This window comes from Falsiroseomonas sp. RANM36 (assembly GCF_056682175.1).
This window is the reverse complement of sequence record NZ_JBWXTD010000002.1, coordinates 192,519-214,139: the sequence shown is the minus strand read 5'-3', so window position 1 is coordinate 214,139 and position 21,621 is coordinate 192,519. Positions and strand designations below refer to the sequence as shown.

General features: G+C 72.3%; 16 protein-coding genes and 2 pseudogenes. 9 read left to right on the top strand and 9 right to left on the bottom strand.

Annotated features, from left to right (window positions below):
• A pseudogene (locus AC1MIR_RS01885) lies at positions 1-326 on the bottom strand (Bug family tripartite tricarboxylate transporter substrate binding protein); the annotation flags it as partial.
• Between the two features lie 77 nt (positions 327-403).
• Here AC1MIR_RS01885 and AC1MIR_RS01880 point away from each other — a divergent pair.
• The 6 genes and pseudogenes from AC1MIR_RS01880 (at position 404) to AC1MIR_RS01855 (ending at position 5,844) form a co-directional block, all read left to right on the top strand.
• Positions 404-1,306 carry an ABC transporter substrate-binding protein gene (locus AC1MIR_RS01880; protein ID WP_480026489.1) on the top strand — a complete coding sequence of 301 codons (903 nt, stop codon included), beginning with the start codon at positions 404-406 and terminating at the stop codon, positions 1,304-1,306.
• Positions 1,303-1,704, top strand: a pseudogene (locus tag AC1MIR_RS01875) (acyl-CoA thioesterase); the annotation flags it as partial. The gene AC1MIR_RS01880 and the pseudogene AC1MIR_RS01875, both read left to right, overlap by 4 nt.
• A gap of 139 nt (positions 1,705-1,843) precedes the next feature.
• Positions 1,844-2,824: a D-2-hydroxyacid dehydrogenase family protein gene (locus tag AC1MIR_RS01870; protein WP_480026488.1), complete on the top strand. Its 981-nt coding sequence runs from the start codon at positions 1,844-1,846 to the stop codon at positions 2,822-2,824.
• Positions 2,821-3,651: an alpha/beta hydrolase gene (locus AC1MIR_RS01865; protein ID WP_480027044.1), complete on the top strand. Its 831-nt coding sequence runs from the start codon at positions 2,821-2,823 to the stop codon at positions 3,649-3,651. Before AC1MIR_RS01870 ends, AC1MIR_RS01865 begins: the two co-directional genes overlap by 4 nt.
• Before the next feature lie 46 nt (positions 3,652-3,697).
• Positions 3,698-4,870 (top strand): enolase C-terminal domain-like protein, encoded by a 1,173-nt coding sequence (locus AC1MIR_RS01860; protein WP_480026487.1) that lies wholly within the window; start codon positions 3,698-3,700, stop codon positions 4,868-4,870.
• 14 nt (positions 4,871-4,884) lie between these two features.
• Positions 4,885-5,844, top strand: a complete 960-nt coding sequence (locus AC1MIR_RS01855) for a Bug family tripartite tricarboxylate transporter substrate binding protein (RefSeq protein WP_480026486.1) — start codon at positions 4,885-4,887, stop codon at positions 5,842-5,844.
• A gap of 44 nt (positions 5,845-5,888) precedes the next feature.
• Here the strand turns inward: AC1MIR_RS01855 and AC1MIR_RS01850 are convergent, their stop codons facing one another.
• The 6 genes from AC1MIR_RS01850 to AC1MIR_RS01825 all read right to left on the bottom strand — a co-directional run bounded on the left by AC1MIR_RS01850 (position 5,889) and on the right by AC1MIR_RS01825 (position 12,362).
• Complete coding sequence (locus AC1MIR_RS01850) at positions 5,889-7,091, bottom strand: hydantoinase/carbamoylase family amidase (protein ID WP_480026485.1); 1,203 nt, start codon at positions 7,089-7,091, stop codon at positions 5,889-5,891.
• A 181-nt stretch (positions 7,092-7,272) separates the two neighbouring features.
• Positions 7,273-8,040 (bottom strand): SDR family NAD(P)-dependent oxidoreductase, encoded by a 768-nt coding sequence (locus AC1MIR_RS01845; RefSeq protein WP_480026484.1) that lies wholly within the window; start codon positions 8,038-8,040, stop codon positions 7,273-7,275.
• A gap of 7 nt (positions 8,041-8,047) precedes the next feature.
• Positions 8,048-9,013, bottom strand: coding sequence for a 3-hydroxyacyl-CoA dehydrogenase family protein (locus tag AC1MIR_RS01840; RefSeq protein ID WP_480026483.1), 966 nt, complete (start codon positions 9,011-9,013; stop codon positions 8,048-8,050).
• A 5-nt stretch (positions 9,014-9,018) separates the two neighbouring features.
• On the bottom strand, positions 9,019-10,686 hold the full coding sequence (locus AC1MIR_RS01835) for a thiamine pyrophosphate-binding protein (RefSeq protein ID WP_480026482.1): 1,668 nt from the start codon (positions 10,684-10,686) through the stop codon (positions 9,019-9,021).
• 60 nt (positions 10,687-10,746) lie between these two features.
• Positions 10,747-11,088, bottom strand: coding sequence for a hydroxyisourate hydrolase (gene uraH / locus AC1MIR_RS01830; RefSeq protein ID WP_480026481.1), 342 nt, complete (start codon positions 11,086-11,088; stop codon positions 10,747-10,749).
• 86 nt (positions 11,089-11,174) lie between these two features.
• Positions 11,175-12,362, bottom strand: a complete 1,188-nt coding sequence (locus AC1MIR_RS01825) for a urate hydroxylase PuuD (RefSeq protein WP_480026480.1) — start codon at positions 12,360-12,362, stop codon at positions 11,175-11,177.
• Positions 12,363-12,511: 149 nt separating this feature from the next.
• Between AC1MIR_RS01825 and AC1MIR_RS01820 the strand changes: the two genes are divergently transcribed.
• A complete protein-coding gene (locus AC1MIR_RS01820; RefSeq protein WP_480026479.1) occupies positions 12,512-13,705 on the top strand; it encodes an FAD-dependent oxidoreductase in 1,194 nt (397 codons plus the stop codon).
• Positions 13,706-13,732: 27 nt separating this feature from the next.
• Here the strand turns inward: AC1MIR_RS01820 and AC1MIR_RS01815 are convergent, their stop codons facing one another.
• On the bottom strand, positions 13,733-14,194 hold the full coding sequence (locus tag AC1MIR_RS01815) for a hypothetical protein (protein ID WP_480026478.1): 462 nt from the start codon (positions 14,192-14,194) through the stop codon (positions 13,733-13,735).
• Between the two features lie 111 nt (positions 14,195-14,305).
• Here AC1MIR_RS01815 and AC1MIR_RS01810 point away from each other — a divergent pair, with 111 nt between their 5' ends.
• Positions 14,306-18,811, top strand: a complete 4,506-nt coding sequence (locus AC1MIR_RS01810) for a M10 family metallopeptidase C-terminal domain-containing protein (RefSeq protein WP_480026477.1) — start codon at positions 14,306-14,308, stop codon at positions 18,809-18,811.
• A gap of 42 nt (positions 18,812-18,853) precedes the next feature.
• Here the strand turns inward: AC1MIR_RS01810 and AC1MIR_RS01805 are convergent, their stop codons facing one another.
• Positions 18,854-19,825, bottom strand: a complete 972-nt coding sequence (locus AC1MIR_RS01805) for a Bug family tripartite tricarboxylate transporter substrate binding protein (RefSeq protein ID WP_480026476.1) — start codon at positions 19,823-19,825, stop codon at positions 18,854-18,856.
• A gap of 1,702 nt (positions 19,826-21,527) precedes the next feature.
• Between AC1MIR_RS01805 and AC1MIR_RS01800 the strand changes: the two genes are divergently transcribed.
• A partial coding sequence (locus AC1MIR_RS01800; RefSeq protein ID WP_480027043.1) for a hypothetical protein occupies positions 21,528-21,621 on the top strand: 94 nt, incomplete at its 3' end.

Below are 21,621 nucleotides of genomic sequence, written 5' to 3'. Positions count from 1 at the left end.
GGGGCCCTCGCCGCCGCGCCCATCGCAGCACCCGCCCTGGCGCTGGCGCCGCGGCCGATCCGCGTGATCGTGCCCTGCGGCGGCGGCGGCCGGACCGATGTGGTGGCGCCGATGGTGCTGCCCGCGCCGCCCATGTTCTCCACCACCATCGGCCGGCCGAGCGCGGGCGACATGAATTCGATCAGGATGCGCGCCACCACATCGGTCAGGCCGCCGACGCCGAAGGGCACGATCACGCGGATCGGCCGCGGCGCCTGCGCCAGGGCGGGTGCTGCGATGGGCGCGGCGGCGAGCGCGCCGAGCAGCGCGCGGCGATGGATGGTCATGTCGTGCTTCTCCCCCGGTTTTCGGATGCGCCGATGATGCTGCAAACTGCGGGCCACGCCGACCCCGGGAGTGCCGAATGCCCGTCCTGACCCTGCAGGAGCCCTTCCGGGCCGTCTTCTACACGCCGTTCTACGCGGCCCTCGCGCGCGGCGACTTCGCCGATCAGGGGCTGGAGGTGCAGTTGCTGACGGTCGGCGATCCCGACCGCGCGGCGGCCAATCTGCTCTCCGGGGCGGCAGATCTCGCCTGGAGCGGTCCGATGCGCGTCATCCGCGAGCAGGCGCGCGACGGCGGCAGCCCGCTGGTCAGCTTCGGCGCGGTGGTGGTGCGCGATCCGTTTCTGATCCTCGGGCGCGGCGCGCGGCCCGGCTTCGCGATGGCCGATTTCCGCGGCCTCGAGCTCGGCGTGGTGAGCGAGGTGCCGACGCCCTGGTGGTGCCTGCAGCACGACCTGGCGCGCGCCGGGCTCGATGCCGCCGCACCGCGCGTGGTCGCCGGCCGGACCATGGCGGAGAACATGGCCGCCGTCGCCGAGGGCCGGCTGGAGGCGGCGATGCTGTTCGAGCCCTTCGCGAGCCTGCTGGAGGATCGCGGCGGCGCGGTGTGGTACGCGCAGGCCTCGCGCGGCCCGACCAGCTACACCGCCTTCTATGCCACCCGCGCGATGCTGGCGGAGAAGCGGGAGGCGATGCGCGCGATGGTCCGCGGCATCGCCGCCATGCAGGCCTGGCTGCACGCCGCGCCGCCGGCCGAGATCGCCGCCACCGCCGCACCGTTCTTCGCCGAGATCGACCGCGCCGTGCTGGAGAGGGCGCTGGCGCGCTACCGCGCCCTCGGCATCTGGAGCCGCACGCCGCATTTCCCGCGCGAGGCCTTCGAGACGCTGCAGGAAGCGATGCTCGGCGCCGGCGCCATCGCGCGCGCACCGGGCTTCGCTGCCTGCGTGGACGAGGCGATCGTGACGGAGGCGCTGGCGTGAGCAAGACCCGGCCGACCCGCGCCGAGTACCGCTTCTTCCTGGAGATCCCGACGCGGTGGATGGACAACGACGTCTACCGGCACGTCAACAACGTCACCTACTATTCCTGGTTCGACACGGTGGTGGCGCGCTTCCTGCTGGGATCGGGCGCGATCAACCTCACCGACAGCCCGGTGATCGGCGTGGTGGTGGAGACGCTCTGCCGCTACCACGCGCCGATTTCCTTCCCCGAGACCGTCACGGCCGGGCTGCGCGTGGAGCGGCTGGGCAACACCTCGATCCGCTACGGCATCGCGATCTTCCGCGAGGACGAGGAGGCCGCCAGCGCCGAGGGCCATTTCGTGCATGTCTATGTGGACCGCGCGACGCAGACCAAGCCGCAGCCCCTGCCCGAGCGGCTGCGCGCGGCCGCGGCGGCGCTGGTCGTGGGCCGCCCCCCCCCGCGCCCCCCCCCCCCCGCCCCCCCCCGCCCCGGGGGGGGGGCGCGCGGCGGGGGGGGGGGGGGGGGGCGCGGGCGCGCCGGCGTAAACCGCGGCCGTGACCGCCGAAGGGACCACCATGCCTCAGCTCTCGCGCCTCGCGATCCTCGACGACTATCAGGGCGTCGCGCTCTCGATGGGCCCCTGGTCGCGGCTGCCGAAATCCCTCGCCATCGAGGTCTTCCGGGACACGCTGAAGGACCGGGATGCGCTGGTGCAGCGGCTGCTTCCCTTCGACGCCATCCTCGGCATGCGGGAGCGCACGCCCTTCCCCGCCTCCCTGATCGAGCGGCTGCCGAACCTGAAGCTCCTCATCACCACCGGGGAGCGGAACCGCGGCTTCGACGTGGCGGCGGCGAAGGCGCGCGGCATCGTCGTCAGCGGCACGCCAGGCGCGGGCGCGCCGACGGTGGACATCACCTGGGCGCTGATCCTGAACCTGCTGCGCAACGTGCCGGCGGAGATGGAGAGCCTGCGCGCGGGGCGCTGGCAGACCACGGTCGGCACCTCCGCCGGCGGGCTGACGCTCGGCGTGGTCGGCCTCGGCAAGCTCGGCACGGCGGTCGCGAAGGTCGGCGCCGCGCTGGGCATGAAGGTGATCGCCTGGAGCCAGAACCTCACTCCGGAGAAGGCCGCGGCGGCCGGCGTGGCCTATGCGACGAAGGAGGAACTTTTTGCCCGCGCGGATGTGGTGACGCTGCATGTCATCCTGTCCGACCGGTCACGCGGCCTGGTCGGCGCGGCGGACCTGGCGCGGATGAAGCCCGGCGCGATCATCGTGAACACCTCCCGCGCGCCGCTGATCGACCAACCCGCGCTGATCGACGCACTGACGAACAAAAGAATCCGCGCCGGCATCGACGTGTTCGAGGAGGAGCCGCTGCCGCCGGACGCGCCGATCCTCGCCTGCCCGAACACGATGCTGACGCCGCATCTGGGCTATGTCTCGAGCCAGGCCTATGCGGCCTATTTCGAAGGCGCCGTCGCGGCGGTGGAAGCCTATCTCGCCGGCAAGCCGATCATGGAGCTGCCCGCATGAGCCCCCTGCCCGGCTTCTGGGCCTCCGCCAGCCAGGCCGAGCGCGACGCGGCCTATGACAATGCGGGCGCCGTCGCCGACAGCCGCGCCCTCGTCGCGGAGCGCAACGCCGCCGCATCCGCCTTCCGCGCGGCGCATGCCGGCCATCTCGACCTCGCCTTCGGCGACACGCAGCGGGAGGCCTGGGACCTGTTCCCGGGCCGCGATCCGCACGCGCCCTGCCTGGTCTTCATCCATGGCGGCTACTGGCAGCGCAACGGGCGCGAGGACTTTTGCCACCTTGCCGAAGGCGCGCTGGCGATGGGGTGGAGCGTGGCGTTCAACGGCTACACGCTGGCGCCGGAAGCCTCGCTGACGCGCATCGCCTGGCAGGTCCATGCCGCGCTGGACTGGCTTTCGGCGCATGGCGCGGAGCATCGCATCGCGGGGCCACTCGTCGTCTCCGGCTGGTCGGCGGGCGGGCACCTCACGGCGCTGGCGCTGGAGCATCCGGCGGTTACGGCCGGCCTCGCCATCTCCGGCATCTTCGAACTCGCGCCGATCCGCGACACCAGGCTGAATGCCGCGCTGAAGCTGACGGAGGAGGAGATCGCGGAACTCTCCCCCATGCGCCGGCCGGTCGTCCAGAAGCCGCTGGCGATCGCCTATGGCAGCACGGAACTGCCGGAGCTCTGCCGCCAGTCGCGCGACTTCCACGCGCTGCGCAGCGCGGCGCATGCGCCGGGGCCGCTGGTGCCGGTGCCGGGCGCCGACCATTTCCGCGTGCTGGAGGCGCTGCGCGTGCCGGATGGCAGCCTGCTTCGGGTGGCGGCGACGCTGCTGGACTGACGGCGGCCCCTTCCCGGCGCGGCGGAGCGCGCGTTAGCCTGCTTCCATGCCGAGCATCGCCGCGATCCAGGCCTTCCCGATCCGCAGCGACCTGGTCGGCGGCCCGCCGCGCACCAAGCCGCGGCGGCCGAGCTGGAACGGCACGGCGGAGGTCGCGGGGCCGATGGGCCGCCATGCGCGGTTCAAGCAGGACCGCACGATCTGGCGCCCTTCCTGGCCCGGCGTCGGCTGCCTCGTCACCGCCAGCGACGGCAACTGGGGCTTCGGCATCACCCGCTATGCCGGGCCGGTCATCCCGACCATCGAGAGCCACCTGGCGCCGCTGCTGATCGGCGAGGACGCGCTGGCGACCGAGACGCTGTGGGACATGATGGCGCGCATGGCCTCGCCCTATTCCGCGGCGGGGCTGGCGGCCTATGCGATCAGCGCGGTGGACCTCGCGCTCTGGGACCTCAAGGGCAAGATTTTGGGGCAGCCGGTGTGGCGGCTGATCGGCGGTCCGGCGCGGCCCGCCATCCCCTGCTACGCCACCGGCGGCGACACGGACTGGCACATGGAGCTCGGCTTCCGCGCCACCAAGCTGCCGCTGCCCTTTGGGCCGGCCGATGGGCTGCCCGGCCTGAACCGCAACGAGGAGCTGGTCGCGCGCACGCGGGAAATGATCGGCCACGACGTGGAGCTGATGCTCGATTGCTGGATGGCGCTCGACGTCGAATACGCGGTGCGGCTGGCGGAACGGCTGCGCCCCCATGGCCTGCGCTGGATCGAGGATTGTCTCACACCCGAGGACCTGGACGGGCAGGAATCGCTCAGAAAACGCCTGCCCTGGATGGGGCTGGCGACGGGCGAGCATTGGTACATGCCGCCGCCCTTCCTGCATGCCGCCGCGCGCCGCATGGCGGATGTGCTGCAGCCCGACATCGCCTGGGCCGGTGGGCTGACAGCCTTGCTGCGCATCCACGCCATCGCGGACGCGGCCGGCATCGCGGTGATCCCGCATGCGGGCATGAACACGCCCTATGGCCAGCATTTCGGCTTCGCCATGCCCGGCGCGCCGATGGGCGAGATGTTCTGTGGCACCGCGCCGGGCATACCGCTCGAGGAGACGCGGCTGTTCCCCGGCATGGCCGTGCCGAAGGACGGGATGGTGGTGCCCGACGACTCGCCGGGCTTCGGCCTTGGCGCGACACTCGAAGACATAGCGGCGATGAAGCCGTGAAGGAGGAAGGGTCCATGTTGCCGAACCGTCGCTCCCTGCTGGCCGCCGGCGCCGTGCTGGCGCTGCCCGCCATCGCCCGCGCCCAGGACGGCCCGGTGCGCATCGTCGTCCCCGCCCCGCCCGGCGCCTTCAACGACGGGCTCGCGCGGCTGCTGGCGGACCGGCTGCCGGCGGGCCTCGGGCAGAGCGTCGTGGTGGACAACAAGGCCGGCGCCGGCGGCATGATCGGCACGCGGGAGGTGGTGCAGGCGCGTCCCGACGGCCGCACCATCGGCATCGCCAACACCGCGACCATGGCGATCAACCCGCACCTCTTCACCAATGCCGGCTACGATCCCCTGAAGGACCTGACGCCGGTGGCGGGCTGCGCCGAGATCATGATCGTGATGGTCGCGACGCAGAAGCTCGACGTGACAAGCATCGCGCAACTCGTCGCGGCGGCGAAGGCGCGGCCGGGGGCGCTGAACTATGCCTCCGCCGGCATCGGCGGCAGCACGCATCTCGCCTTCGAGCTGTTCAAGCTGCGCGCGGGCGTGGACATCACCCACGTCCCCTATCGCGGCGCCGCGCCGGTCGCGACCGCGCTGCTGGCGAAGGAGATCGACGTCGCCTTCGAGGGCGTGCCGCTGCTGCTGCCGCATATCCAGAACGGCACGCTGAAGCCCCTGGCGGTCTCGGGCTCCTCGCGCCATCCCGCGCTGCCGAACGTGCCGACGATGAAGGAAGCCGGGATCGACTACGAGATGGCGATCTGGTTCGGCCTGATCGCGCCGAACGGCGTGCCCGCGCCGGTGCTGGCGAAGCTGGAGGCCGAGACGCTGAAGGTGATGCGCGACCCGGCGATGGCGGAGCGCGTGGCGAGCCAGGGCGCGCGCGTGACGCCGCGCAGCGCCGGGGAGTTCGGCGCCTTCATGCGGGCCGAGAACGCCAAGTTCGGCGAGGTGGTGCGCGCGGCGAACATCCAGGCGCAGTAGCCGCCGCCCCCACCCCGTCCCTCCCCCGTGAACGGGGGAGGGAGTCAGGCGGCGAGGTAGCGCGCCGCCCCTCCCGCCAGCACGCGCACGCAGAGCGCCAGGTCCTCCTCCTTCGTGTCCTCGGCCCAGTGGTGGCTGATGCCGTTGATGGAGGGGGTGAAGAGCATCGCGGCGGGCATCACCCGCGCGACGTATTGCGCGTCATGCCCGGCGCCGGAGGGCATGCGCTGCCAGGCGCCGGGGGCGATCGCCTCCGCCGCATCCGCCAGCGCCTGCTGCAGCGCCGGATCGCACAAGGCCGGCGTGGAGAGGCTGACGGGCTCCAGCACGCAGGGGCATTTCTCGCGCCGGTTGCTCTCCTGCACCAGGGCGCGCAGGCGCTCCTCCATGCGGTCGATGATGGCGGTGTCCACGTCGCGCAGCTGGAACAGCACCTCGCAGCGGCCGGGGATGATGCTGGCCGCGCCGGGATCGAGGCTGATGCGCCCCGTGGTCCAGGTGCTGCGGGGCCCGCAGACCAGCGGGAAGTTCCGGTCGATTTCCGCGAGAAGCCGCACGGCCGAGAGGCCCGCGTCGCGCCGCTCCGCCATCGTCGTGCCGCCGGCATGGTCCTGCATGCCGGTGAAGACCAGCTTCCACTGCCGGATCGCGACGATGCCGGTGACGACGCCGACGCGCAGGCCCGCGCTTTCGAGCTGCGTCCCCTGCTCGATATGCATCTCGAGGAAGCCTCTGTAGCGGCCCTCCGCGCAGCGCATCCGCGGGCGGCCTTCCAGCCCCGCTTCCTTCAACGCCTCGCGCAGCGGCTTTCCGTGGTAGCGGTTGGCGAGGCGGTCGATCTCGGCGTCCTCGAGCTGGCCGATGAAGCTGCGGCTGCCGATGAAGCCGCCGTAGTGGCCCTCCTCGTCCGCGAAGGCGATCACGTCCACCGGCAGGCGCGCGCGGGCCAGCGCAAGCCCCGAGACGACGCCGAGCGCGCCATCCAGCCAGCCGGCATGGTTCTGCGTCTCGATATGGCTGCCGACGAGCAGATGCGGCCCGGCGCCCTTGTGGCGGCCGATGACGTTGCCGATGCCGTCCATCTCCGGCGCGAGCCCCGCTTCCGTCATGCGGTCCATCAGCCAGCGGCGGCTTTCCATGTCCTCCTTCGTGTAGGTCGGACGGTGCACGCCGGTCCTGTAGGTGCCGATCTTCCGGAGGTCGTGCAGGTCGGCGAGGAAGCGGGCGGTATCGACGGCGATGGGCATGGTCTGTCGTTCTCTACGTTTGCGCTGTCGGTCGCGCCCCCACCCGTCCTCGCTTCGCTCGGCCACCCTCCCCCGCTGCGCGGGAGAGGGAGACCAGGCGCTCGCTGCTCCCTCCCCTGCGCTAGCGGGGGAGGGTTGGGGTGGGGGCGGCGCTGTCCTCGGCCAGTATCGTCCTATGCCGTCACGTCGTCAGCCCGCCATCCACCACCACCGTCTGCCCCGTCACCATTGCGGCACCCGCCAGCAGGAACACCACCACCTCCGCAATATCCTCCGGCGTGCAACGGCGCTTGAGGAGCGCGTTGTCGATCGAACTGGCGCGCTGCTCGTTGGTCCATTCGATCATCCAGGTGGAATCCACCGCGCCCGGCGCCACCGCATTCACCCGCACCTCCGGCGACAGGCCGCGCGCGAGGTTCTTGGTCAGGCTGATCACGCCGGCCTTCGTCGCGCCATAGGCCATGGACGACCCCGCATGGTTGATCCCGGCGATGGAGGCGATGGAGACGATCGCGCCATGCGCCGCCTTCAGCGCCGGCGCCGCCGCCTTGCTGCAGCGGAACACGCCGAGCAGGTTCACCTCCAGCAGCGTGTGCCAGACTTCCTCCGTCAGCCGCTCCAGCTCATGCGGCGCGATGGTGGTGCGCGTGGCGGGCGTGCCGGCGTTGTTGACCAGGTAGTCCAGCCGGCCGAGATCGGCGACGGCGCGCTCCACCATGCGCGCGCAATCCGCCGCGTCGCCGACATTGCCGGGTGCGGAGACGACCCTGGCGCCGGTCATCGCGTGCAGCTTCGCCACCGCTTCCGGCCCGCGCGGGTCGTCGGCCAGGTGGTTGATCGCCACCGCCGCACCGCCGCGCGCCAGCATCGTCGCGGTCGCGAGCCCGATGCCGGATGCGCCGCCGGTGACGAGCGCCGCCTTGCCCTTGAGATCATAGGAAATGCTCATCGCCGCTCTACTCCTGCACCCGCGTCGCGCCGGCCATCGTGCCGATCTCGCGCATCGCCTTCTTCAGCGCCATCAGCCGCCGGTCGCGCGCGGCCATCAGCGCCTGCGTGTCCTTGCCCCAGTCGTAATAGCCCGCGCCCGACATCACGCCGGTGCGGCCTTCCTCGATCAGCCTGTCCAGCGTGTCGCTGTTCGCGCGCGGCGGCGGCGGCTGGTAGGTGGCGTTGCGCAGCGCGTGCTGCAGCAGCGGCAGGCCGGTGAAGTCCGCCTTCGCCATCACCGCAACCACCGGGATGCGCAGCGCCAGGCCGTGCACCACGGCGGTGTCGATGTCCTCTGGCGTGCAGACGCCCTCGTCCAGCAGGCGATAGACTTCCGCGGCGATCGCCGACTGGATGCGGTTGGCGATGTAGCCGGGGACGAATTTCTGCATCACCAGCGGCACCTTGCCCATCGCCGCGACCAGGTCGCGCGACCAGGCGATGATGGCGGGATCGGTCTTCGGCCCGCCGACGATGTCCACCAGGTCCACCAGATAGGGCGGCGTGTACCAGTGCATCACCAGCGACCGCGCCTGGCGCCGTTCGGGGATCAGCGGGAAGGGATCGAGATAGGAGGTGTTGGAGGCGATCACCGCCTCCATCGGCGCCAGCCGGTCCAGTTCCGTGAACAGCAGGCGCTTCGTCTCGGGGTTCTCGATGATCGCCTCGACAATCAGGTCGGCGCCTTCCACCGTCTCGGCCAGCATCGGCAGGCGCGTGACCTGCGAATGAAGCCACTCCGCCGTGCATTCCGCCGGCGCCTCCCCATGCGCGACGAGCGAGGCCAGCGCGGTCTCCATCAGCCCGCCCGCCTTGTCGAGCATGTTCATGGAGCTGTCGGTGAGGCGCACCTCATGCCCGCCCAACGCATAGACCAGCGCCAGCGCGTGACCCATGGTGCCCGCGCCGAGCACCGCGACCTTGATCGCCATATGATTCACCCTCCCGGGATGCTGGCCTCGGGGGCCCGCGATTCGATGTCCGTGCGCACATCCAGCACGGTGGTCTCGTTGCGCGCCAGCGCGGCCCGCAGCGCCGGGCCGATGTCCGCCGGCCGCTCCACCGTCACGCCCTGCAGGCCGAAGCCGCGCGCGATGGCGGCGAAATCCGCGCTCTCGCCGAAGCGCAGGATCTCGGCTGCCGCGTTGCTGTCGTTGCCGGCGACGCGGCGCACATTCGGCCAGCCCTGGCCGAAGCCGCGGTTGTTGTTCACCACGACCACCACCGCAAGCCCCAGGCGCCGCGCCGTCTCCAGTTCCGGCAGGTGGTAGTGGAAGGCGCCGTCGCCGCAATAGCAGACCACCGGGCGATCGGGCGCGGCGCATTTCGCGCCGAGCGCGGCCGGGAAGGCCCAGCCGAGCGAACCGGCCGCGCGCAGATAGGTCTGGGTCGCGATCTCCACCAGCGTGCCGGTCCAGATGCCGGAATAGCCGGTGTCGGCGACGAGGATCGCATCCGCCGGCAAGGCGCGCGAGAGCTCGGCGCAGAGCCGCGCCGGATCGATCGGCGTCGCCTCGCTGGCCAGCCGCGGCGCGATCGCCGCGCGCCATTCGGCAAGCTGCGCCTGTACGTCCTGCAGGAAGGCGGGGTCGCGCGCCACGTCGGGCAGCGCGGCGGCGAGCGCGGACAGCGCGGCACGCGGATCGGCCAGCAGGGCGACCTCGGCGGGATAGCTGCGGTCGAATTCGAGCGGATCGGCGTCGATCTGCACGACCGGCGTGCCGGGGGGCGGCACGCGCCAGCCATGCGTCATCTGGTCGCCGCTGTCGCAGCCGACCAGCAGCAGCAGGTCGGCGCCGGCGGCGATCCGGTTCGCCGGCGGCGCGGAATAGCTGCCGACCACGCCGGCATGCAGCGGATGCGTCGTCGGCACCAGGCCGCGCGCGCCGAGCGTCGTCAGGATCGGCGCGGCGAGCTTTTCCGCGACGGCCAGCAGCTCCGCCCCGCAGCCCGACAGCGCCGCGCCGTCGCCCGCGACGATGGCCACGCGTCGCGCGCGGGAAAGCGCCGCCGCCGCCTGCTCGATCGCATGCGGATCGGGCGCCGGGCGGAAGCGCGGCGCGGTCAGCGCGCCGAGTTCGGCGGGCGGCGCCGCCACCTGCCCCTGCTCGATCACCTCCGCCTGCAGGCCCGCGAGATCGAGATGCACCGGCCGCGCGGGCACGCTGACCGCGGCCGCCCAGGCCTGGCGCAGCCGCTGCGGCAGTTCGTCGGCCACGGCGACCTCGGCCGCGAATTTCGTCACCGCCTGGAACAGCGGCGCATGCGCCACTTCCTGATAGGCGTTGCGGTGCTGGTGCGCCGCGACCTTCCGCCCGGTCATCGCGATCACCGGCGCACGCGCGAGGAACGCGTCCTGCAGCCCGGCGGCAAGGTTCGCCGCACCCACCGATTGCGCCGCCACCACGCCCGGCCGCCCGCTGACCCGCGCATAGGCATCGGCCATGTACACGGCCGCCTTCTCGGTATGCGCAAGCACCGGCTTCACGCCGAGCCGCGACAGCGCCAGCAGCGTCGGGCGCAGCACCGCATCCACGAAGAACACATGCGTCTGGCCGGAGGCGGCAAGGCTGCGCGCCAGCCATTCGGCGCCGGTGATGCTCATGGTCCGTTCCTGCTCCCGCTGCCGCCAGCCTGCCGGCGGATGGCGGGTGGGGCAAGCCGCTCAGCTGCCGCGATAGGTCGCATAGCTCCATGGGGAAACGAGCAGCGGCACGTGGTAATGCCCCTGCCCCGCCTCCAGCCGCACCGCGATCGGCACGACATCGAGGAAGCCGGCGCCGCCGAAATGGGCGCCCACGTGGAAGCGCAGTTCGTAGCGACCGGCGACGAAGTCCTCCTGCGTCAGCAGCGGCGTGTCGGTGCGGCCATCGGCATTGGTCAGCCGCTCCGTCACCTTCGCCGCGCCGCCGGGCCCGAGGCGCCAGAGCTCCACCTTCACCCCTGCCGCCGGCTTCCCCGCGGCGGTGTCCAGCACATGCGTCGTCAGCGCCGAGGGCTTGGTCATCGTGTCGTCTCTCCGATTCAGCCGTCCGGTGCTCGGGCCGGCGCGCCTGCGGCTCGCAGGCCCTGCGCCCTCCCGGCATCGGAGAGCTATTGCGCCGGTGCCCCCGCCGCGATCCAGGCGAGCAGCTTGATCCGCTCCTCCGCCGTGATCTCGGTGAGGTTGCCCGGCGGCATCGCCTCGGTCTCGATCTGCTGGCGCATGGAGGCGGCCCAGCGGCGTATCTGCTGCGGCGTCTCCAGCATAACGCCCTTGGGCGCGGCGGCGATGCCCTCGAAGGTCGGGCGCGCCGCGTGGCAGGTGGCGCAGCGCGCGGCGGCGATGGCATGCACCTCCGCGATCGGCGGCACCTCGATGCCCGCCAGCGCCGGGTTCGGCGCGGGGCGCAGCACCACCATCAGCCCGACCACCACCGCCGTCGCCGCCGCCGGCAGCAGCAGCGGGTTCCGGCCGAGCTGGCGGGAGACGAAATACTGCCGCACCAGCGCACCGGCCAGCGTGACGGCCAGCAGGATCACCCAGTTCCAGTCATGGCTCCAGGTCATCGGGTAGTGCGGGCTGATCATCAGGAACAGCACCGGCAGCGTCAGATAGGTGTTGTGGACGCTGCGCTGCTTGCCCCAGCGGCCGTATTTCGGATCGGGCTCCTGGCCGGCCTGCATCGCCGCCACCATCTTCCGCTGGCCGGGGATGATCACCATGGCGACGTTGGCCACCATGATCGTGCCCGTCATGGCGCCCACCTGCAGGAAGGCGCCGCGGCCGCTGAAGACGTGGCACGCCACGAAGGCCACGACGATGAGCAGCGCGACCATGGCGATGGACAGCTTGGTCTCGTCCTCGCCGAATTTCGACCGGCAGAGCAGATCGTACACCGCCCAGCCGCCCGCGAGCATGCCGGCGGAGAGCAGCACGGCGACCCAGGGCGGCATGTCCAGCACCGCCGGATCCACCAGGTAGGTCGAGGCATTCGCCCAGTAGATCAGCACGAACAGCGAGAACCCGCTGATCCAGGTCCAGTAGGCTTCCCATTTGAACCAGTGCAGCTTCTCCGGCAGCGTGCTTGGTGCCACTGCATATTTTTGCTTGTGGTAGAAGCCGCCGCCATGGATGGACCATTGCTCGCCCTTGACGCGCGGATTGCCGTCGCGCGGCGGGTCGAGCTGGTTGTCCAGGCCGATGAAGTAGAAGCTGGTGCCGATCCAGGCGATGCCGGCGATCAGGTGCAGCCAGCGGATCAGCAGGTTGGCCCATTCGGCCAGGTAGGCGAGGTCCATCCGAATCCCGGTCCTTCGGCGCATCCCGGCGCCTGTGCGGTGCAACAATCGCGCCGCCGCCGAGGCCCGGCAAGCCTCGCCCGGATCTTCCGTGACGCGGCGGGCGCGCCTAGTTTCGTGGCACGCATGGGCCGGGAAAGGGACATTGCATGGCGGAACCGCGCGTCCTCGTCGCGGGGGCCGGGCCGGCGGGGCTGACCGCGGCGCTGTTCCTGGCACGCGCCGGCGTGCCCGTGCGGGTGCTGGAGCGCCACACCGAGCCCTTCGAGGACCCCCGCGCCGCCACCATCCATCCCCCCACGATGGAGATGTATGCCGAGGCCGGCGTCACCGCGGACCTGCTCGCCCAGGGCATCCGCGCGCCCGTCTGGCAGTTCCGCGGCCGGGCGGAGGGGGTGGTGGCGGAGTTCGACCTCTCCATCCTGTCCGACATCACGCCCTACCCCTTTCGGCTGCAATGCGAGCAGCACAAGCTCTGCCGCATCCTGCTGGCGCATTTGTCCCGGCATTCGCACGCCGAGATCCGCTGGGGCGTGGAGGTCGAGGGCGCGGCGCAGGACGCGGCGGGCGTCACCGTGACCACGACGCAGGGCGAGACGCATCGCGCCGACTACCTGATCGGCGCCGATGGCGGCCGCAGCATCGTCCGCAAGGCGCAGGGCATCGGCTTCGAGGGCTTCACCTGGCCCGAGCGCTTCCTGGTCATCACCACGCCCGAGGACATGGGGGCGAAGGGCTACGCCATCTCCTCCTATGTCTCCGATCCCGTGACCTGGTGCGCGATGTTCAAGGTGCCGGCGAAGGGCCCGCCCGGCCTCTGGCGCATCGTCTTCCCGACCGACCCCGAGGCCGAGGAGGCCGCGCTGCTCGACCGCGTCGCGGCGCGCGGGCGCGTGCAGGCGCTGATCCCCCAGCCGGGCGCCTTCGAGGTGGTGCACACCAACCTCTATGCCGTCCACCAGCGCGTCGCCTCGGTCTTCCGCAAGGGCCGGGTGCTGCTGGCCGGCGATGCGGCGCATGTGAACAACCCGCTCGGCGGGATGGGGATGAATTTCGGCATCCATGACGCGATCCTCGCCGCCGAGCGGATCGCCGCGGTGCTGGAGGGCGGCGCCGAGGACCTGCTCGACCGCTACGACCGCCAGCGGCGGCATGTCGCGGAGGCCTTCCTGCAGGCCATGACCATCGCCAACAAGAAGACGCTGGAGGAGAAGGACCCGGCGAAGCGGGAAGCGCGGCTGGCGGAGCTGCGCGCGACGGCGGCCGATCGCGACCGCGCGCGCGCGCATCTGCTGCGCACCAGCATGATCGAGGGCGTGCGCGCGGCAGCCGCCGTGGCCTGACGCACAGGGCGAGGGCGGCGCGGCGGATCAGCCGGTGCGGCCCGCCCCCCGCTCCCCGGCGCGGAGGAGGCTCCGCGTGTCGAACAGCACGCGGCGGCCATCCGCACGGTGCCGCACCCCCATCACCCGCTGTCCGGCATGGCGCGCCCGCAGCGCGTTGACGCAGGCCAGCAGCGCCGGCCTTCCTGTCGCGGCGAGGCAGAGGATCCACACCACCTCGCCCTGCGCGCCGGCGGGGTCGGCCGGCGGCATGCCGCTGCGCGCAAAGGCCTCGGCCTCTGCCGCGGTATACAGCGCCCAGCCGACATAGCCGCAGACGCGCTGCCCTTCGAGCGCGAACAGGGCATGGCCGCGACGGGCCTGGCCGCCGAGTGTCGCGATCAGCTTCCCGGCCGGGAAATCGCGGAACGGCGTCCGCTGGCCGAGGAAATGCGCGGCGACGCCAAGCGTCGTCATCGGGTCGCGCAGCATGCGGGTTGTCAGGGTCATCGGCCGCTCCGACGATTTCGTAGTTCTTTCGTCGCCCGCTCCGCAACGCCACTTGCCCGTTGCCGAGGCGCAAGAACATGATCGAGCCATCCTGGCTTCTGGAGCGTGCGAATGGCGTCCTGGGTGCTCTCGACCAAGACGAACGATCCCTACATCGATGGCGTGCTCGGCGGGACGAGATGGACCCTGCCGGTCGTCACCTATGGCTTCGGCAGCACCGTCACCGACTACGTCGCGCGGCTGGAGGACTACGCCTACCAGGTCACGAAGGACGGCACGACCACCACCGTCAACGAGCTCAAGAGCGTCGCCGTCCTGCCGACGGACCTGATCCGTGCCGCCAACGCGGCGATGGCGGCCTTCGAAGCCCTGACTCTGCAGGATGTCGAGCGGCTGGACAGCGGCCTGTCCGCCGCGACGGTACGGCTGGCCCTGACCGACGCCGCCGACAAGAGCCCGCACTACGCCGACAACCCCGCCTATGCGAATCCCCCGAACGGCACGCGGCCGGGCGACATCTGGGTGCAGGCCGGGCGCTACCCGACCGCGCCGCTCGGCACCGAAGGCTACATCCTCGCCTTCCATGAGATCGGCCACGCGCTCGGCCTGAAGCACCCGCACGACACCGGCGGGACCGTGCTGCCAGTGGATCGCGACAGCCTCGATTTCACGGTGATGAGCTACCGCACCTTCGTCGGGTCCGCCATCGAGGACGGCGGCGTCCTGCAGGGCAGTTTCCCGCAGGGCTTCATGATGTACGACATCGCGGCGCTGCAGCATCTCTACGGCGCCGATTTCGGCTTCAACGGCGGCGGCACGACCTACCGCTTCGACCCGCTCACGGGCGAGATGTTCGTGGACGAGGTGGGCCAGGGCAAGGCCCAGACCATCTTCACGAACGGCTCGACCGGCGACGCCAATATCCTGTTCCGCACCATCTGGGACGGCGGCGGCACCGACCTCTACGACTTCTCGGCCTTCGCCACGAACCTGGCGGTGGACCTGCGGCCGGGACAATGGAGCGACCTCGACGTCGGCGGCACGACGCTGCGCGCGGTCCTGCGCTTCGACACGACCGACCCTGCGAAGATGCGCTTCGCGCTCGGCCATGTGTACAACGCGCTGCAATACCAGGGCAGCGGCCTGAGCCTGATCGAGAACGCGCGCGCCGGCAGCGGCAACGACCGGATGCTCGGCAATTGGGGCAACAACCGGCTCTGGGGGGAAGGCGGCGACGACACCCTCGCCGGTCTCGAGGGCATCGACACGCTGGAGGGCGGCGCGGGCTTCGACATTGCCGACTACGGCGCCACGCAGTTCTCGATCACGGCCCTGCTCGGCCCGGGCGGCGACGGCTATGCGATCGCCGATGGCGGCCAGGAGCCGCTGCGCGGGATCGAGGGCGTGCTCGGCGGCGCCTGGGCCGACCGGATCGAGGGCAATGCCGAGGCGAACTTCCTCGGCGGCGGCGGCAGCGGCGACACGCTGCGCGGCCGGGACGGCGACGACACCCTGACGGGCGATGGCGGGGACGACCTGCTCGACGGCGGCGACGGCTCGGACCGGCTGGATGGCGGCGAGGGGCGCGACACCGCCGACTACACCGGCTCGCCGTTCCGGGTGCTGGCGAGCCTGGAAGGCGGCAAGGCGACCGGCGGCTGGGGCACCGGCGACACCTTCGTCTCGATCGAGAACCTGAACGGCAGCGGCTACGACGACAGCCTGGGCGGCGACGGCACCGACAACGTCATCAGCGGCTATGGCGGCGCCGACGCGATCGAGGGCCACGACGGCGACGACACGCTCTACGGCGATGGCGGCGCCGACACGCTCCAGGGCGGCCCCGGCAACGACCTGCTGCATGGCGGCGAGGGGCACGACTTCGCCCGCTACGAAGGCAACGGCCTCTGGCTCACCGCGGATTCGGGCGACGGCACCGACACGCTGATCGCCGTGGAGGGCATCGCCGGCACCGTGGGCGCCGACACCATGATCGGCAATGCCGCCGGCAACCACCTGTTCGGCGGCGATGGCGACGACGCCCTCTACGGCTTTGCCGAAGCGGACACGCTGCAGGGCGGCGCCGGGTGGGATTTCCTGGACGGTGGCCCAGGCGCCGACATGGTCTCCTATCGCGACCGGCCGGAAGGCCGGAAGATCGATCTCGGCTTCGACCGCGGCGACGGCACCTTCGGCAAGGTCTCGGGCGACGACAGCGGCGACACCTTCGTCTCGATCGAGGATGCCGAAGGCACGCTGTTCGACGACACCCTCATCGGCGATGCCGGCTTCAACATCCTGCGCGGTCTCGACGGCAACGACGAGGTCCATGGCGGCGGCGGCGACGCCATCTGGGGCGGCCTCGGCGACGACATCCTGCTGACGGGCGGCAGCGACTACGCCTATGGCGAGGACGGGCGGGACACGGTCCTGTTCACCGGCGCCGCCGTCGGCGTGAACCTCGCCAACCAGTCGCTGAACGGCGGGGCCGCGACCTTCGGGCGGTTCTTCGGCGTCGAGGTCTTCCGCGGCACCGGCGGCAACGACACCTTCGCCGCCGGCGACTTCGGCGTCGCCTTTCTCGGCCTCGGCGGGCAGGACGTGCTGACCGGCAGCGCCTTCGACGACACGCTGGGCGGCGGCGCCGGGGCGGACCTGCTGAACGGCGGCGACGGCTTCGACATCGCCGACTACACCGCCGACACCGAAGGCGTGCTGGTGGACCTGCGCGCCTATGTCTTCGCCTATGGCGAGGCGCAGGGCGACCTGCTCTACGGCATCGAAGCCGTGGAGGGCGGCATCGGCAACGACAGCCTGGGCGGCACCGAGGGCGCGAACCGCCTCTGGGGCGGCGACGGCGACGACTACATGGCCGGCTATGGCGATGTGGATGCGATGTGGGGCGGGCGCGGCAACGACCGCATCGAGGCCGGCTATGGCGCGGACTATGTCGATGGCGGCGCGGGCGACGACCTGCTCGGCGACAACGAGCAGATCGTGCTGCTGTTCGCCACCGACGACGATGCGGCGGATACGCTGCTCGGCGGCGAGGGTGCCGACACGCTGCTGGCCGCGGGCGGCGCCGACCTGCTCGGCGGCGGCGGCGGCGACGACAGCCTCGACGGTGGCGCCGGCGCGAACATCGCGCTGTTCGGCGGGATGGCGGCGGATTTCCTCGTCTCGCTCCTCGACGCCGGCCGCCTGCGGGTCGCCGACCAGCGCGAAGGCGCGCCGGAAGGCGCCGACACCCTGGCCGGGATCGCCTTCCTGCAATTCCTCGACCGCATCATCGGCGCGCCCGGCGGCTGGACCGACGGCGCCGACACGCTGCTCGGCGGCGCCGGCCCGACGCTGATCCTCGCCGCCGGCGGCAACGACCTGCTGCGCGGCCAGCGGGCCGCGGACACGCTCGACGGCGGCGCGGGCGCCGACACGCTGATGGGGGCGGGCGGCGACGACCTGCTGGTGGTGGACGAGGCCGGCGACCGGATCATCGAACTGGCCAGGGGCGGGACCGACACCGTCCGGGCGACGCTGAGCTGGACGCTCGGCGCCCATCTCGAGAACCTGGTGCTGGCCGGCGTCGGCGCGATCAACGGCACCGGCAACGGGCTGGCCAACGTGATCGAAGGCAATGCCGCCGCCAACCTGCTGATCGGCGGCGGGCGGGCCGACACGCTGATCGGCGGCGACGGCAACGACACCTACGCCGCCGACGCCACCGACCTCCTGGTGGAGGAGCCGGGGGGCGGGCTCGACACGGCGGTGATGAATGCGAGCTTCACCCTGCCCGCCCATGTCGAGGTGCTTCGGTTCAACGGCACGGCGAATGCGCGCGGCGACGGCAACGGCGCGGACAACCTCATGGTCGGCAATGCCGGCAGCAACCGCCTGCTGGGGGAGGACGGGAACGACACGCTGAACGGCGGGGCGGGCGACGACATCCTGTTCGGCGGCGCGGGCGCCGACAGCCTGGTGGGTGGCGAAGGCGCGGACCGCCGGATCGGCGGGCCGGGCGACGACAGCTACGTGCTGAGCGACCCGGACCAGGTGGTGGAGCTGCCGGAGGAAGGCCTCGACACGATCCTGACCACGATCGGCATGGCGCTGCCCGCCCATGTCGAGAACCTGGTCCTGCTCGGCAGCGGCGACCTGGCCGGCACCGGCAACGGGCTGGACAACACGATCACCGGCAATGCGGGCGCGAACCTGCTGCGCGGACTCGGGGGGAACGACCGCCTGCAGGGCGGACAGGGCCACGACACGCTGGAGGGCGGGGCCGGCGCTGACACCCTCTCGGGCAGCGGCGGCTTCGACCACTTCCTCTGGCGCAGCCTGGCCGAGGGCCCGGACGTGGTGACCGATTTCCGCGTGGGCGACGACCGCCTCGCCTTCGCCGCCGCCGCGCTGGGCGGCGTGCTGCCGGTCGGGTCGCTCGCCGCCGCGCGCTTCGCCAACGATGCGCCGAGCCTGGCCTCGGGCCAGTTCGTCTACGTCAAGGCCGGCGGCGCGCTGGCCTGGGATCCGGACGGCACCGGTGCAACCGATGCTGTCCTGGTCGCCACGCTGACCAACCAGCCGAACCTGTCGGCGGGGGATTTCCTCATCGTCGCCTGATGCCCGCCCGACGCCCGCCCGATCGCGGGCCGGCGCCGGCGCTTATTGCAGCCGGATGCCCGCGACGCGCACCACCTCGTTCCAGCGCGCGACATCGGCCTGCAGCCGCGCGGCGAAGGCCTCCGGCCCCTCGCCCAGCGGGTCGGCGCCGATCCGCTCCATCCGCGCCCGCACCTCCGGCCGCTTCAGCGCGTCGGCGACGATGCCGTGGATGCGCGCGGCGAGCGGCGCGGGCAGCCCCTTCGGGCCCATCAGCCCGTTCCAGGTGACGGTCTCGAAGCCGGGCAGCTGCTCCGCGATGGCCGGCACCTGCGGCAGCTGCGGGCTGCGCTGCAGGCCGGAGACGCCATGCAGGCGCACCGCCGGGTTCTGCGCATGCGGCACGGCCTCGGACAGGTTGGCGAACATCATCGGCGCATTGCCCGCCAGTACATCCGCCAGCGCCGGCGCGCCGCCGCGATAGGGCACATGCTCCGCCTGCACGCCGATGCGCTGCAGCAGCAGCGCCATGGACAGATGCTGGAAGCTGCCGACGCCGCCCGAGGCATAGACGAAGCGCCCCGACCGCGCCTTCATCCAGTCGAGCAGGGAAGCGAGGTCAGTCGCCTCCACGCTGCGATGGGTCATCAGCACGAAGGGATTGGTGCCGAGATTCACGATCGGCGTCACATCGGCCACCGGGTCGAAGCGCGGCGGCTGCGCCATCGCCACCGGCGCCACCGCCAGCACCGCCACGGCCACCATCATCAGCGTGTGGCCGTCCGGCGCGGCGCGCACCAGCTGCTCGGCGGCCAGCAGCCCGCCGGCGCCGGTGCGGTTCTCCACCACGAAGCTCGATCCCGGCAGCGCCTCCTGCAGCATCTCGGCCGTGAGGCGCGCCAAGCCGTCGGTGTTCCCGCCCGGCGCGAAGGGCACCAGGATGCGCACCGGCCTCTCGGGCCAGGATTGCGCGGCGGCGACGCCCGGCATGGCCAACAGGGCGGGGGCGGCAAGCAGGGCGCGGCGGCGGATCATGCGGTCATCTCCCGGTCGTGGGCGGAGCGTAGCAATCCGCGGCGGAGAGGGAAGCGCCGTCGCGTTGGACGGACCGCGCCCCGCGCCGTAGTCTGCCCGCCAAGCAAGCACATGGAGCCCCGAATGCGTCATCGCCTTCCTGCCTACGCCCTCGGCGGCGTGCTGCTCCTGGCCGGCGCCGCGGCCCTCGCCCAGGCGGAAGCGGATCGCCGGCTGGATGCGGCGATCGAGCGGCTGCGTGCGGCGCTGCCGCCGGAGATGCGGCTCGAGATCGGCGGGCGGCAGGTGGACCCGGTGACCGGACGCGCCGTGCTCTCCAACCTGGTGCTGACCGACGGCAAGGGCCGCGTCGAGGTGCCGGAGCTGCGCCTCGCGGATGTCTCGGAAACCCGGCTCGGCCGCGCCGAGGCCGTGCGCATCACCCTGCGCACGCCGGAGGGCGGCTCGGGCGAGGTCGCGCGCATCCTGGTCGCCGGGCTGCCCATCCCGGTGGAAGGCAAGTCGCTCAACCTGACGAACATCACGCTCGACGCGCTGGAGGTCGAGGCGGCGCGGATCGAGGATCCGGGCCAGGGCGCCGTCAGCCTGGAGCGGCTGGCGCTGCGGGAGTTGCGCCCTGACGGCGTCGCCTCCGCGGCCGCCTCCGGCTTCGCCTTCCGCGGCGCGCAGCAGGACGCGCAGGAGGCGCGGCTCGGCCTGGTCGAGCTGGAAGCCGTCACCCTGCCGGTCGAGAACGGCGAGTTCGCGCCCGGCAAGTTCCGTGCGGGCCGCATCGTCATCCAGGGCGCGGCGCTGCGCGATCCGGCCGATGGCGTCGCGCTGTCCCTCGACTCCGCGACCCTGCGGGACTGGACGCCGGGCAGCGCCACCGCGATCGCCCTGCAGGGGCTGCAGGTGGCGGCGCCGGCCTCCGGCTACGGCGAGCTCGCGCTCAGCCTGGCGCGGGCCGAGGTTTCGGGCGTGGACGCCGCCCAGACCCTGGAGGCGGTGATCGGCGGCCTGCAGATCCCCGACCCCATGCCGGGCGTGCCCCAGCGGCTGAGCCTGGAGGCGCTCAATGCCAGCTGGGACGGCCAGCCGGTCTTCGCCCTCGGCCGGCTGCTCAGCGAAGGCGCGCTGGAGAACGGCGTCGCCCGCGGCGGCCTGGCCGCCGAGGGCCTGCTCGTCACCCCGCCGCGCGGCTATGCCGACTGGCTGGAGATGCTCGGCTACCAGGAGATCGCCGGCGGGCTGGAGATGCGCGGCAGCGTGCCGCGCGCCGGCGGGCGGCTGGAGATCGCGCCGATCCGCATCAGCTGGGACCAGGCCGCGACGCTCGCGATCGAGGCGCAGGTGGATGGCGCGCCCGGCGTGCCGGAAGCGGGCACCGCCATGGACCCCAACGAGACCGCCGCGCAATTCGCCGCCGCGCGGCTGGCCGGCCTCGGCGTGTCGCTGCGCGACCACGGGCTGCTCGGCCGCGTGCTGACCGTGCAGGCCCGCCAGCAGCGCATGCCGGAGGCGCGGCTGCGCGAGCAATGGGCGCAGATGGCGCTGGCCGTGCCGATGCCGGGCTCCCCGCCCCCCGGCCGGCGCGGCGCCCCCCCCCCCGCCCCGGGCCCGCCCGCCCCCGCGCCCCCGGCCCGGGCCCCCCACCCCCCCGCCCGGCCCCCCGGCGCGTACCTCCGCACTGACCAACAAAACAACCCGCGCCGGCATCGACGTGTGCGAGGAGGAGCCGCTGCCGCCGGACGCGCCGATCCTCGCCTGCCCGAACACGATGCTGACGCCGCATCTGGGCTATGTCTCGAGCCAGG